Source organism: Acinetobacter sp. YH12155 (genome assembly GCF_013418255.1).
Classification (GTDB): domain Bacteria; phylum Pseudomonadota; class Gammaproteobacteria; order Pseudomonadales; family Moraxellaceae; genus Acinetobacter; species Acinetobacter indicus.
Window position 1 is genome coordinate 167,240 of the sequence record NZ_VPCK01000001.1, and the last position, 12,851, is coordinate 180,090.

At 45.3% G+C, this 12,851-nt stretch carries 15 protein-coding genes; 3 read left to right on the forward strand and 12 right to left on the reverse strand.

All coding sequences use genetic code 11. The features are described from left to right. The first annotated feature begins 3 nt into the window (after window positions 1–3). Complete coding sequence (gene nth, locus FTU86_RS00805) at window positions 4–714, forward strand: endonuclease III (protein WP_045796358.1); 711 nt, start codon at window positions 4–6, stop codon at window positions 712–714. Window positions 715–807: 93 nt separating this feature from the next. On the opposite strand, the gene FTU86_RS00810 is transcribed toward nth, so the two are convergent. From FTU86_RS00810 to FTU86_RS00825, 4 genes are all read right to left on the reverse strand, one after another. Further along, complete coding sequence (locus tag FTU86_RS00810) at window positions 808–1,014, reverse strand: hypothetical protein (protein ID WP_005179286.1); 207 nt, start codon at window positions 1,012–1,014, stop codon at window positions 808–810. Between the two features lie 88 nt (window positions 1,015–1,102). Then, the gene (gene adk, locus FTU86_RS00815; protein ID WP_005179287.1) at window positions 1,103–1,762 is read right to left on the reverse strand and encodes an adenylate kinase; all 660 of its coding nucleotides are present in this window, start codon (window positions 1,760–1,762) and stop codon (window positions 1,103–1,105) included. 82 nt (window positions 1,763–1,844) lie between these two features. Continuing rightward, window positions 1,845–3,161 (reverse strand): hypothetical protein, encoded by a 1,317-nt coding sequence (locus FTU86_RS00820; protein ID WP_005179289.1) that lies wholly within the window; start codon window positions 3,159–3,161, stop codon window positions 1,845–1,847. Window positions 3,162–3,223: 62 nt separating this feature from the next. Next, window positions 3,224–3,742, reverse strand: a complete 519-nt coding sequence (locus FTU86_RS00825; RefSeq protein ID WP_005179290.1) for a hypothetical protein — start codon at window positions 3,740–3,742, stop codon at window positions 3,224–3,226. Window positions 3,743–3,981: 239 nt separating this feature from the next. Here FTU86_RS00825 and mrdA point away from each other — a divergent pair, with 239 nt between their 5' ends. Continuing rightward, entirely contained in the window at window positions 3,982–5,994 is a 2,013-nt protein-coding gene (gene mrdA / locus FTU86_RS00830; RefSeq protein ID WP_104470010.1) for a penicillin-binding protein 2, read from the forward strand. Window positions 5,995–5,997: 3 nt separating this feature from the next. After that, window positions 5,998–6,552 carry a 16S rRNA (guanine(966)-N(2))-methyltransferase RsmD gene (rsmD, locus tag FTU86_RS00835; RefSeq protein ID WP_016659264.1) on the forward strand — a complete coding sequence of 185 codons (555 nt, stop codon included), beginning with the start codon at window positions 5,998–6,000 and terminating at the stop codon, window positions 6,550–6,552. Window positions 6,553–6,604: 52 nt separating this feature from the next. On the opposite strand, the gene FTU86_RS00840 is transcribed toward rsmD, so the two are convergent. The 8 genes from FTU86_RS00840 to ureA form a co-directional block, all read right to left on the reverse strand. Further along, window positions 6,605–7,036 (reverse strand): hypothetical protein, encoded by a 432-nt coding sequence (locus FTU86_RS00840; protein WP_180036474.1) that lies wholly within the window; start codon window positions 7,034–7,036, stop codon window positions 6,605–6,607. A 338-nt stretch (window positions 7,037–7,374) separates the two neighbouring features. Next, window positions 7,375–7,989 carry an urease accessory protein UreG gene (gene ureG / locus FTU86_RS00845; protein ID WP_005179298.1) on the reverse strand — a complete coding sequence of 205 codons (615 nt, stop codon included), beginning with the start codon at window positions 7,987–7,989 and terminating at the stop codon, window positions 7,375–7,377. Window positions 7,990–8,134: 145 nt separating this feature from the next. After that, window positions 8,135–8,800 (reverse strand): urease accessory protein UreF, encoded by a 666-nt coding sequence (locus FTU86_RS00850; RefSeq protein ID WP_180036475.1) that lies wholly within the window; start codon window positions 8,798–8,800, stop codon window positions 8,135–8,137. After that, on the reverse strand, window positions 8,787–9,272 hold the full coding sequence (ureE, locus tag FTU86_RS00855) for an urease accessory protein UreE (protein WP_180036476.1): 486 nt from the start codon (window positions 9,270–9,272) through the stop codon (window positions 8,787–8,789). The genes FTU86_RS00850 and ureE overlap by 14 nt, the downstream gene beginning before the upstream one ends. A gap of 127 nt (window positions 9,273–9,399) precedes the next feature. Continuing rightward, the gene (locus FTU86_RS00860) at window positions 9,400–10,227 is read right to left on the reverse strand and encodes a DUF2971 domain-containing protein (protein ID WP_180036477.1); all 828 of its coding nucleotides are present in this window, start codon (window positions 10,225–10,227) and stop codon (window positions 9,400–9,402) included. Window positions 10,228–10,418: 191 nt separating this feature from the next. Next, window positions 10,419–12,119, reverse strand: a complete 1,701-nt coding sequence (gene ureC, locus FTU86_RS00865; protein WP_152342448.1) for an urease subunit alpha — start codon at window positions 12,117–12,119, stop codon at window positions 10,419–10,421. 12 nt (window positions 12,120–12,131) lie between these two features. Next, window positions 12,132–12,440, reverse strand: a complete 309-nt coding sequence (locus FTU86_RS00870) for an urease subunit beta (RefSeq protein WP_005179311.1) — start codon at window positions 12,438–12,440, stop codon at window positions 12,132–12,134. 9 nt (window positions 12,441–12,449) lie between these two features. Then, on the reverse strand, window positions 12,450–12,752 hold the full coding sequence (ureA, locus tag FTU86_RS00875; protein WP_005179314.1) for an urease subunit gamma: 303 nt from the start codon (window positions 12,750–12,752) through the stop codon (window positions 12,450–12,452). Window positions 12,753–12,851 lie beyond the last annotated feature (99 nt).

The following is a 12,851-nucleotide window of genomic DNA, read 5'->3' on the forward strand; positions in this document are numbered from 1 at the left end:
TTCATGAGCAGCGCAGTCAAACCGGTAAAAAACTTGACCCGAAAGCAAGTCTATACCTTTTTTGAGCGCTTGCGTGAACAGCGGCCGCATCCAACCACCGAACTGAATTTCTCCTCACCGTTTGAATTGCTGGTGGCAGTAACCTTATCAGCGCAGGCCACCGATGTTAGCGTGAACAAAGCCACAGACAAATTATTTCCAGTAGCGAATACCCCGGAAGCAATTTATGCGCTGGGAGTCGATGGGCTAAAGGACTATATCAAGACCATTGGCCTGTATAACTCCAAAGCGGAAAATGTGATTAAGGCCTGTAAAATCCTGATTGAAAAGCACAACAGCCAGGTACCGGAAAATCGGGCCGATCTGGAAGCCTTACCGGGTGTGGGGCGTAAAACAGCCAATGTGGTGCTGAATACAGCGTTTGGTCAACCGACCATGGCAGTTGACACGCATATTTTCCGTGTCGGCAACCGAACCGGTTTAGCGGTGGGTAAAAATGTGCTGGAAGTGGAACACCGTCTGGTGAAAGTGATTCCCAAAGAATTTATCGTTGATGCACATCACTGGCTAATTCTGCATGGCCGCTATTGCTGTATTGCCCGCAAGCCCAAATGTCATGAATGTGTGGTGGCCGATGTCTGTAACTGGCCAGACCGGTTTGAGTTTGGAGCTGCGCGCCAGATTGCGGTCAAAAATATTGAAGCTGAATCCTGAATTCAGCTTTTTTATACTTGAAGATGACCTGCGCTGCATATTCGAGGTAGATCATTCAATAATGCTGATGTAAGTCGGGCGATAAAAACCCGCTTAGTCTTGTGCGTCTTTATCCTGTGCTTTTTTCTGCTGCTCTAATTGCGCCTGCAATTTAGGATGCAATTGACGCTGCTGTGGCTGGTTGGCATTTGCAGCACGTTCTTCCTGACGCACTTTTAGCAGCATTTTATAGCTGATATAAAACAGACCCACCAACATGGCCAGGAACAGCACCATTAAAATTAACATACCAATTTTCACCGAGGCAGTTTCCTTATACGCACGCAAATAAAAAAGGAGCCCTACTATGACCGAGGACTCCCTTAAAGTCAAAACAATCAGCGGGTGATTATTTTGCCTGATCTAAAATTGCGAACAGATCCGCTTGTACATCTTCAATTGGACGTAGACCGTTAAGTTTGTCATACGTCGGTGCATTTTCACCTGTCGCTGCGCGGCCTTGGTAGAAACCAACCAGTTGCTCAGTTTCAGTGTGGTAAGACGCTAAACGCTTACGAATGGTTTCTTCCTGGTCATCTGGACGTTGTACCAGATCTTCACCCGTTTCATCATCTTTACCTTCCACTTTTGGCGGATTGTAAACGATGTGATAAACACGACCAGAAGCCGGGTGCTGACGGCGACCAGACAGACGCTGTACGATTTCTTCGTCCGGTACATCAATTTCAATCACGTGATCAATGTTGATGCCTTCTTTTTCCAGCGCTTCCGCTTGTGGAATAGTACGCGGGAAACCATCAAAAATGCAGCCATTGGCACAATCAGGTTGAGCAATACGCTCTTTCACTAAACCGATGATCAATTCATCTGAAACCAGACCACCGCTTTCCATTACGTTTTTAGCCTGTAGACCTAATTCAGTACCTTCACGAATCGCAGCACGGAGCATATCACCGGTTGAAATTTGTGGGATATTGTAGCGCTTACAGATCAACTGAGCTTGTGTACCTTTACCTGCTCCAGGTGGTCCGAGTAAGATAATGCGCATAAAAAAACATCCTCATTTTTAACAATGTACATGACACTTTGTTCATGACGAACTCAGGTTCGACATGCTGTCCAGCATCCAATTATAAGAAAGCGACAAACAAATGTATTAAACCAGCAATAAAACCGGTTACCCCTCCCAATACAATCAAGATCCATTCATCTTCCTGAAAGGCAGGACGCAATAAATTTTGAAACTCTCTTGGTGTAAGTTCAAGAATACGTTCTCTAAACATTTGATAGATTTTCTGTGCACGGCTCGCATTAAAGGCTGGGTCGCATACAGGCACCATCGTAATTTCAATTGAGCGATCGATCAAGTCTGTCTTGAGTTTTGCGTATTCTTTTGGCCCTAAAGACAATTGTAAAGAGGTTCTGACCAGTGGGGTTTCCATAATTTCATTAATATGGCGTTTAACAATCCGACGGGTCTTGTCTTTTTTACTGCCATACATCATTTCGGTCATAATGGATTTTAAAGTAATTAAATCTTCGGTGACCACACTGGCAAATACATCAGACACCTCTTCCTGGCGCTTCATAAAGGCACCCTGAACATTATAGGTGCCAATGCGCGGAATAACAGGTTTAATCCACGGAAATTTGCGACTCTGTGTTCGCGTAAAAAATTGTGGATACTTCACATAATGCGGTTCAATCGGGTTGAACACCATCCAGATCGCAATCCAGTTGGTTAAAAAGCCCCAGATGGCGGCCCAGAATGGTACGGTCCAGTGCCACGGCACAATAAACCAGACAATCATCTGGAATATACCAAAGAACATCCCGATTAACGCACTGATATGCCAGATAAAGTTAATTTCTTTCTGGCCCACTTTCAGGAACATGCGCACCATTAAACGGCGGTCGCCTTCCATCTGGCGTACCACCATTTCGCGCATATCCACCAGTGACTCGACATTCAAAGTCAGTTCAGTGACCAGTTCACGTAGCACCGCAGGCAGCTGTTTATGTGCCTGGGCATAAATGCGGCGTTTAATTGAATACGGCAGGTTCTCCCACAGCACAGCATTGCGATCGATCATCACCTCATCAATTAAATGCTCCAGCTCGAAACCGACCTGCTCGCCAATAATCCGTGCCATATCTTCCGGGTCCATGGCATCCAGAAATTCGCGCAATGAGCCCAGTTTAGACAAGGTATTGTCGGTAATAATGCCTGAAATACGCCCGGCTTTTCTCGGCACAATCCCCTGCCAGCCCACCGGCAACGGCCCCAGATGAAAGCCCCAGAAATTAATGGGATAGAACACCATTTTCAGTGCCATCCACACGTGGGCCCAGGTCACAAAAGCGGTGACAGGGATAATGCTGAGCACAGCCCAAAAATCCGGGCGATTCAAAAAGGTTTGCCACAACTGATTGATGTACTCAAGCATGCATATTTTCCATATTTATTTCTAATTACCGGATTCTAAAAGCATTTAACTCGCTATTCTGGCTATAAACCCACACTTAAAGTATAGGAAAATTGTAGTTTTGGCTCGGTTTCTGCAATCACCCGACCGGCCCGATCTTCCAGTTTTTCACCTGCACCAATCCCCACACTAAAGGTACTGATCCGTTCACGGCTCAGCAAGACATAAGCAAGATCTACACCAGCGCCCAGACGTGCTTTCTCTTTCTGGTCGACCACTTTGGATTCAAGATGACCCGCATAAGCTCCGATATAATAACCATTTTTATCTTTACCGGTGAAATGATATGGCAAGCGAAAGCCAATTTGTCCACCCGGTTCATGATCCCCATTTAAAAATGCCCCAGCTTTGGCATAGGCAATGCCGTAGGGATTGACCCATTCTGCATTTAAATGAAGTAATTTTTGTGTAATTCCTGCCCCGACATTCCAGGTTTTTGTATCTTCCCCGGTCAATTTTGCCTGCGGGAAAAAAGAAGATTCTTCGGCATAGGCCACATTGCACAGCGCAATACATGCCACTAAGGAATATACTTTTTTCATTATTTTCACCAAGTTCCTTAATTCTAATTGTAAAACAATCCTGTTTTATTTTTTTGACTGTAGCAGATTTACCCAGATTCTTATATACAGCAGCCGATCTTTTTATTGTCGCAAAAGTCAAAAACCTAAATCACATTATTTGTGTCGAATCGGTCATGCAGGCATACGCAAAGCGCTGTGTTATCGGCTAGAATAACAGCCCTATTCTCATCTCCTTGATCTGTTTAAGCCGATTGCATATGAAACAGCACTTTCCTTTAAAAAACGTTCAGCAAGAAAAGCGCATTTTTCGCAATCGGGTATTCATCTCTATCGGGCTGGTCAGTTTCTTTTTACTGCTGCTGGTGGTACGTTATGCCTATCTGCAAATCAGTAGCTTTGATGAGTTTGCCACCGCATCTGACAAAAACCGGATTCGCCTGCAACCCTTAGCGCCCGCACGCGGTTATATCTATGACCGTAATGGGGTGTTGCTGGCCGATAACTATCCGGTCTTTACCGCGACCTTAAGCCGGGCCGATGTCGAAGATATTGATGCCACCATCGAACGGCTGACCCCGATTCTGGAACTGACTGAAGAAGATATTGAACGCTTCCAGAGCCGGATTAAAACCGCGCGTAAAACTGAACGGGTCTCCATTAAACTGAATCTGAACGAAACCGATATTGCCCGTTTCAGTGAAGTAAAATTCCAGTTTCCCGGGGTGAATATTGAAACCCAGATGACCCGTTACTATCCACATGGTGAGCTGTTTGCGCATGTGATTGGTTATGTGGGCCGGATCAATGACAAAGAGCTGAAAGAGATTGATAAAGATGCCTACGCCGGCACCAACCTGATTGGTAAAATTGGCGTAGAAAAATCATATGAGCATTTACTGCACGGCGTACCGGGTAATGAATCGGTCGAGGCCGATGCACACGGTAATGTACTGCGTCATTTGGGCCGTAAAGATCCGGTTCGCGGTAATGATCTATACCTGTCCTTAGATTATGGCCTGCAAGTGGTGGCCTCTGAACAGCTGGCCGGCCGTCGTGGTGCGATTGTCGCGCTTGATCCACGTACCGGGGAAATTCTGGCGCTGGTGTCAAGCCCCAGCTTTAACCCGAACCTCTTTGTCACCGGCATCAGCCATACCAACTATGCCGCCCTGCGCGACAATATTGACCAGCCGCTATATAACCGTGCCGTACAAGGAGTCTATCCGCCCGGCTCGACCATTAAGCCAATGTTTGGTTTAGGCGGGATTCATTATGGTCTGGTCGACTGGAGCACTGCGATTCAGGATTATGGCTATTTCACCTTACCAGGCGACAGCCACCGTTTCCGTGACCATAAAAAATCGGGGCATGGCATTGTCAATATGCACACTGCTCAGGTGGTGTCCTGTGATACCTATTTCTATGTACTGTCCTACCGGATGGGCATTGAAAAGATGAATGACTGGATGCGCCAGTTTGGTTTTAGTGAGCGCACTGGCGTCGATTTACCAAGTGAAAGCACCGGCCTATATCCAAGTCCGGAATGGAAGATGCGTACCCGTAATGCCAAATGGATGCGCGGTGAGACCATTTCGGTCAGTATTGGTCAGGGTGCTTTTACCGCGACACCATTACAACTGGCCATGGCCACTGCCATTACCGCCAACCAGGGCTTTAAAGTCACGCCACACGTGCTGCGTGAAAGCCGCGGTGCGCGTCCATTTAAGGTGCATAATGGTACCAATGGCCGCATTGAATTTAACGGGACCGACGAAGACTGGATTAAAATGCGCGATGCCATGGTGGATGTCATTCAATCAGGCACCGGTAAAGGTATTAAAGGCGGCCTGCAATATTCAATTGCCGGAAAAACCGGGACCGCGCAGGTCAAAAGTATTGCCCAGGGCAAACGCTATAATGAAGCACTGCTCACCGATCGCCAGCTTGACCACGGTTTATTTGTCGGCTTTGCTCCGGCAGAAAAACCTGAAATTGCCATTGCGGTGATTCTGGAAAATGGCCGTGGTGGGAGTGCTGCCACTGCCCTGGCCCGTCCAATTCTGGATTACTGGCTACTCAACAAAGACAAGAATCCGATTCGCCCATCTGCGGCCCAAATTAGTGGTGGCCTGATGACCGCCGGTTTAAAGCCAAGTGAACTGCCAAGTGCCGAAGGTGCTCGTAGCACCACCACTCCGGCTCAGGATACTGCTGCATCTGCGCCAGCAACACCGGCCGCTGCCCCATCTGCCACAATAGAGAGTGACTAAACCATGAAAAACCAGCTACGAATTATTGGTGGAGACTGGAAACGTCGCCAGTTGGCCTTTGCCAGTATTGACGGTTTACGCCCGACGCCGGACCGGGTGCGTGAAACCCTGTTTAACTGGCTGATGTGGGATGTGCAAAATGCCAAAGTGCTGGACCTGTGTGCCGGCTCGGGGGCGCTTTCCTTTGAGGCGCTATCACGTGGTGCTGCACAGGTCACCATGATTGAACCGGACCGCACTCAAGCCCAGTTCCTGACCCAGAACCTAGAACTGTTAAAAGTCACCAAAGCCCGGGCCCAGTTAAAAATCAGTACTGCACAGCAGGCGCTGGCCAGTCTGAAAGACAGCTATGATCTGGTGTTTCTTGATCCGCCTTATAGCCTGGATTTATGGGAACAGCTGGCACAACTGGCTGATCCATTAATTCAGGATAAAGGCCTGATTTATGTCGAGGCCGACCGTGATCTAAAACAGCTAAAACTGCCGGCCTCCTGGCAGCAAATCAAGGAAACCAAAGCCGGTACGGTCCGCGCCGGACTGTATCAGAAATCACTTTAACGTTTGATTGAACGGTTATAAAAAAAGGATTCCAGATGGAATCCTTTTTGATTTATACGCCCGGTCGTAATGGACGCTGCACCCCAGAAGTCGGCGGCAAAGCCGTGACGGGTTTGGCCTTAGCTGGATTACTCGCCTGTGGCTTCTTCACGGGCGGCTTGTTGGCCACCGGACGATTTGGCTTTACTGGTTTGCTTTGTGCAGGTTTACTCTGTGTCGGTTTATGTGCAGGATGGTTGGCCTGACCCGGTTTTTGCCCATGCGGACGTTGAGCATGTGGACGATTCACTGGCTTAACCGATGGACGCTGCTGAATATACACCGGACGGCGTTCATTTTCCCAACGCGACACGGTATATGGATAGTTTGAATAGCCTCGATCATAACCGGTATAAACGCTATGTCGTGGACCATTCTCATACGGCGTGACCACACACCCGGTAAGTGCCACCGCCACCAGCGACACAAAAGCCAGCTTTTTCATGCAATTTATCCCCTGTTCAGATGGCTGTATTTTCAGCAATCAGCATGAATTTACTGGCAATTTTTTGTTGCGTTCCTGTATGTGCAAGTTCATATTTCATCCATATCTAGGCTATTTTTCTGGTGGATAAAAGAAAAGACTGGCCAAGTTTCTGCCGAGTTAAGGCTTTATCTGCCCTGCCTGATCTACTATTTGCAAGTGGAGATCAAAATTGGTTCAGAAAGATGAGCTTTTGACTCGATATTCAAGCAGTGCAAATGTTAAATGCTCACAAGAAAAAAGACAGCCATAGCCATCTTTTTAGAATCAGGGAAAAATAGAGATATTGCTTAGGCTATTTAGTTTTTAAACAGACCCTGTTTTTCAATAAACTCAATAATCTGCTCCAAACCATCTTTGGTTTTCATATTGGAAAATAAAAATGGTTTATCACCACGCATGCGCTTGGCATCCTGATCCATTACTTCCAGACTGGCGCCGACCATCGGGGCTAAATCGGTTTTGTTAATAATCAGCAAATCAGATTTGGTAATGCCCGGCCCACCTTTACGTGGAATTTTTTCACCACCGGCCACATCAATCACATATAAAGTCAGATCGGATAATTCCGGACTAAAGGTTGCCGCCAAGTTATCGCCACCACTTTCAATAATGATCAATTCCAAGCCATCGAACTTTTCACACAAGTCGTCAATCGCTGCCAGGTTAATCGAAGCATCTTCACGGATGGCAGTGTGCGGACAGCCACCTGTTTCGACACCGACAATCCGGTCTGGGCTCATGGCTTCGTTGCGGGTAAGAAAGTTGGAGTCTTCCTTGGTATAAATGTCATTGGTGACCACCGCCATGTTATAGCGCTGGCGCAAGGCCTGACATAAATTGAGAGTAAGTGCAGTTTTACCTGAACCGACTGGACCACCGATGCCGACACGTAATGGAGAACGTTCTGTCATGTTGATTTTCCTTTTCTTGTCCCTCTCCTCTTAGGAGATAAGCAGTCATACTGCGCTAAGGTGAGGTGATTTCCCTCTCCCAAAGGGAGAGAGAATATTGATTAAATTTTTGAGCCCTCTCAATCTCCCTTTAAAAAGGAAGACTTTAAGAACGAAATAAGCGTGAATACTGAGTTTCATGCGCCATACTGAGCATGGCGTAATTCGGTAATGCACTGCTCAGTTGACTATCTTCGAGTAACAATGCTTTTTCAATCGCTTGCGGAACTAAGCCATGCAAATGCCACAAAATCCGTTGCCCACTCATTTGCCCCAGTGGCACAGTTTTCACAGCACCCAAAACCTGATTTTCTAAAACGGTAAAGGTATATGCTGTCAGCACATCGGCTTCATTGAGTTGTAAACGACCACAAAGCTGTGCATAGACAGGCACAAAGCCCATTTGCTTTTTCACGGTTACTGGCATTTTCAATACATCTTTAATCCAAGCATTTAATGAAAATGCGAGTTGCTGTGATTCAGCTAAAAGCTCCCGACTTTCACGACTGGCACGATAAATATGTGCCCAATGCTCAAACTGTGTGTCATCATCATAAAATTGCATCAGCCGTTTTAAGACCGGTAGTTCAAAACGTACCAGTAGCATCTCCAAGACTTCTTCAAAGTAGGCGATGCTACTGCTTTCATCTTGAATTAAGCCTTGCTCAATGGCGGTTTCCACCCCTTGCGAATAGCAATATGCCCCCACAGGTAATGCTGTAGATGACAGCGTCAGTAGTTTGAGCAAATGTGCTGCATTAGTGATGGGCATGTGCGTGAATCGCTTTGATTGGGCTTAAGCGATGGTCATGTGCATGTTGTGCGTATGCCCCACTTTCAGGTTCAAATGGATGTTCAACTTCATTGACGGTTAAACCGAGTCCAACCACCATTTCTGCAAGCACATGGTCAGGTTCAAAATACAGTGCGCTAGGTGTCAGCATCAGTGGTACATGGCGGTTACCAAGGTGATAGGCAGCTTTCAATAAATCAAAATCGGTTTGGGCGACCACTTGCATCAGGCGTTCAGGTTTAGCATCGACTCTTAAAATGTCACCTTGTTCGGTGGCAATAAATGAGCCGCTACGCAAAATGCCTGTACGTGGTAGGTCTGCACCAATATCTGTACCGCTGTTTAATGTTGCACGAAATCGGCTCTTTTGACGGGTGTCGAAGCTGAGTTCAACGGTTTCAAAAGCGCTTCCCTCTGAAATGTGTTCTATTCGTTGAGTGTAGATGTTCATGCTGTTCCTTTTGTCACGAAGATGTTTTGCTTTGATTTATGTTTTTCAATTTCAAAGCAAAATATCTGTAAATTTACGCATCAAAAGTAAGCATTTTTTATGCCAATTATGAGTTTTATTGGTGCGTTTAATTTTTCTTTTCAACATCAAGCTGATGATGATTGGGAACTGTCAATTTATAAGTATTTGAGATTCTTTGAATTCTATAATAAGGAATATTTTCTGCTTCACATATCATTTCCAATTTTTTTTCATCGGCTACCGAGATTTTTAAACCTCCGATAACACTACAAATTAAGTCATCGTATGGGAGCTTCTGAATAGATTCACTCGTATTTGGTCTGATGACTCTAAATTCTTTTTCATAACTCCACTCAGCTGCTTTAGATGTATAAATTTCAATTATTTTACCATTTGGATCTAACCTAGTTTCTCGATCAATTACTAGCATTTCATCCATATAGCTAACAGGAATCGGGAAAAAATTTAAATAGTTCAAACTCGGGTTAAGTAAATCGGTTTTTCTAAACTTAAATTCTGTTAAAAAACCTTTATGAAAGTCTGCATAATGAGACCACATTAGAATATTTAACGGATTATGATTCAAACAACATATCCCCATTAAACTATTAATATCCGCAAAATATGTTAGATCATTAATTGCTTGATTTTCTTTCTCTATACTTTCTTTTTCATAATGCATCGCTTCTTCATTCGAAATTTTTTGTTTGAAAAGCTCTAAAAATTTCTTTTGAATTTCCTCTACAGAATAATGGTAACTTTCATCAACTGCGTAAACACAATCAAAAGGGTCATTAAATTTATCGGGCTTAGTAAAGCTGATTGTTCCTTTCGTTAAAAGCTCTAATCGACTATCTGTTATAGGCTGGTGTTTATATAAATAAATATAGTCTTCATCTTGATATACAAAAGGATATTCAGAAATATTCAGCAAATTAACTCTCTCTTCTTTTTAAGTCCTAGATAAATTCGCTTGTATACCTTTTATACAGTTAATTCAAGAGTTAGCACCCTCATCCTCTTGCGGAATTATATTCCTCATCCCAAAGGGAGAAAGAACATAGCAGCAATTAAATTAATAACTTCTTTCCCTCTCCTTTTAGGAGAGGGTCAGGGAGAGGTCAATCAAAACAAAAAATACCGCTGTGCCATCGGCAACACTTCCGCAGGTTCACACGTCAGTAATTTCCCATCCGCCCGAACCTCATAAATTTCAGGATCAACTTCCATCACAGGGCAGTAAGTATTCAGCTTCATATCTTTCTTCTGAATATCCCGTGTGCCTTTACATGGGCTAATCAACTTTTTCAGCCCTAGCTTTTCATGCACACTCGCATCAATCGCCACTTGCGACAAGAAGGTAATACAGGTGTTATGCACACCACGGGCATTGGCACCGAACATTGGACGATAATGTACAGGCTGAGGTGTTGGGATAGACGCATTAATATCGCCCATTGGCGCAGCGGCAATCATGCCACCTTTAATAATCATCGATGGTTTTACACCAAAAAAGGCAGGCTTCCACAACACTAAATCGGCCAGTTTACCGACTTCCACCGAGCCAATTTCATGACTTAAACCATGGGTAATCGCAGGGTTAATCGTATATTTGGCGATATAACGCTTCACACGATGATTGTCATGCGTGGCATTGTCACCCTCTAAAGGTCCACGCTGCACTTTCATTTTATGTGCGGTTTGCCATGTGCGTATCACCACTTCTCCAACACGCCCCATCGCTTGCGAATCCGATGACATCATGGCAATTGCGCCTAAGTCTTGCAAAATATCCTCCGCAGCAATGGTTTCACGGCGAATACGACTTTCCGCAAATGCCACATCTTCAGAAATTGCAGGGTCTAAATGGTGACAGACCATCAACATATCCAAATGCTCATCAATGGTGTTGATGGTATAAGGACGGGTCGGATTGGTCGAAGATGGCAACACATTCGGCTGACCAATGGCTTTTAAAATATCAGGGGCGTGTCCACCGCCTGCACCTTCGGTATGGTAGGTATGAATGGTACGATTTTTAAATGCCGCCAACGTTTCTTCCAAGAAACCACTTTCATTTAAAGTGTCGGTATGAATTGCCACTTGCACGTCAAATTCATCTGCCACAGTCAAACAGTTATCAATCGCTGCAGGTGTCGAGCCCCAATCTTCATGCAGTTTTAAACCCACTACACCTGCACGAATTTGCTCGGCAATCGGTTCAGGCTGACTGAGGTTACCTTTACCCAATAAACCAATATTCATGGGTAAATCGTCAATGGCTTGCAGCATGGTGGAAATATGCCAAGGACCCGGAGTCACCGTCGTTGCCGATGTGCCTGCTGCAGGACCTGTACCGCCACCAATCATGGTGGTGACGCCTGACATGAGTGCAGTTTCCACTTGTTGTGGGCAAATCCAATGAATATGGGTATCCACACCACCTGCTGTTAAAATTTGTCCTTCACCTGCAATCACTTCAGTAGCAGCACCAAGTGGAATGGTAATATCCGGCTGAATATCAGGGTTGCCGGCTTTACCAATTTTCCAGATACGTCCGTTCTTTAAACCGACATCAGCTTTAACAATGCCCCACCAATCTACAATTAAAGCATTGGTAATGACGGTATCGGCAACGTCATCAGCCAAAAGTTGTGACTGCCCCATTCCATCACGAATGACTTTACCACCACCAAATTTAACTTCTTCACCATAAGTGGTGAGGTCTTGTTCCACTTCAATAAACAGTTCGGTATCGGCCAAACGAACCCGATCGCCTACCGTTGGACCAAACATTTCCGCATAAGCACGGCGTGACATTTTCATGATGATTTTTCCTTAATCCAATGGACCCATGACACGACCTGCAAAACCGTACACTTCCCGTTTACCTGCCAAAGCGACCAGTTCAATATCACGGCTTTGACCTGGCTCAAAACGTACCGCTGTGCCTGCGGCAATATTTAGACGATAGCCTCGCGCTGCTTCACGGTTAAATTGCAAAGCATCATTGGCCTCATAAAAATGAAAATGTGAACCGACTTGAATCGGACGATCTCCGATATTACTGACGGTCATTTTTAAGGTCTGACGTCCGACATTCATTTCAATGTCTGAGTCTGGGGTAATCACTTCTCCGGGTATCATGTTTGACTCCTAGACAATCGGTTGATGCACAGTGACGAGTTTTGAGCCATCTGGAAAAGTCGCTTCAACCTGTACTTCGGCAATCATTTCCGGTATACCTTCCATCACATCTTCACGTTTTAATAACGTGGTGCCGTAATGCATCAGCTCACTGACGCTCATGCCATCACGTGCGCCTTCTAACAACGCGGCAGAAATATAGGCAATCGCCTCGGGATAGTTCAGTTTTAGCCCACGTGCTTTACGGCGTTCGGCCACCAAGCCCGCAGTAAAAATCAGCATTTTGTCTTTTTCAGTGGGATTGAGTTCCATATCTCGTTCCTAAATTTGTTCTAAAGGGTGTAATGCAAAATGTGTGCTAAAAAATGATATTCCCTCTCCTTTCAGGAGAGGGTTAGGGAGAGGTAATAA

Coding starts and splice junctions, on each gene's coding strand:
- nth (WP_045796358.1), top strand. CDS start 4: ATGAGCAGCGCAGTCAAACCGGTAAAAAACTTGACCCGAAAGCAAGTC.
- adk (WP_005179287.1), bottom strand. CDS start 1,762: ATGCGCATTATCTTACTCGGACCACCTGGAGCAGGTAAAGGTACACAA.
- FTU86_RS00820 (WP_005179289.1), bottom strand. CDS start 3,161: ATGCTTGAGTACATCAATCAGTTGTGGCAAACCTTTTTGAATCGCCCG.
- FTU86_RS00825 (WP_005179290.1), bottom strand. CDS start 3,742: ATGAAAAAAGTATATTCCTTAGTGGCATGTATTGCGCTGTGCAATGTG.
- mrdA (WP_104470010.1), top strand. CDS start 3,982: ATGAAACAGCACTTTCCTTTAAAAAACGTTCAGCAAGAAAAGCGCATT.
- rsmD (WP_016659264.1), top strand. CDS start 5,998: ATGAAAAACCAGCTACGAATTATTGGTGGAGACTGGAAACGTCGCCAG.
- FTU86_RS00840 (WP_180036474.1), bottom strand. CDS start 7,036: ATGAAAAAGCTGGCTTTTGTGTCGCTGGTGGCGGTGGCACTTACCGGG.
- ureG (WP_005179298.1), bottom strand. CDS start 7,989: ATGACAGAACGTTCTCCATTACGTGTCGGCATCGGTGGTCCAGTCGGT.
- FTU86_RS00850 (WP_180036475.1), bottom strand. CDS start 8,800: ATGCCCATCACTAATGCAGCACATTTGCTCAAACTACTGACGCTGTCA.
- ureE (WP_180036476.1), bottom strand. CDS start 9,272: ATGAACATCTACACTCAACGAATAGAACACATTTCAGAGGGAAGCGCT.
- ureC (WP_152342448.1), bottom strand. CDS start 12,119: ATGAAAATGTCACGCCGTGCTTATGCGGAAATGTTTGGTCCAACGGTA.
- FTU86_RS00870 (WP_005179311.1), bottom strand. CDS start 12,440: ATGATACCCGGAGAAGTGATTACCCCAGACTCAGACATTGAAATGAAT.
- ureA (WP_005179314.1), bottom strand. CDS start 12,752: ATGGAACTCAATCCCACTGAAAAAGACAAAATGCTGATTTTTACTGCG.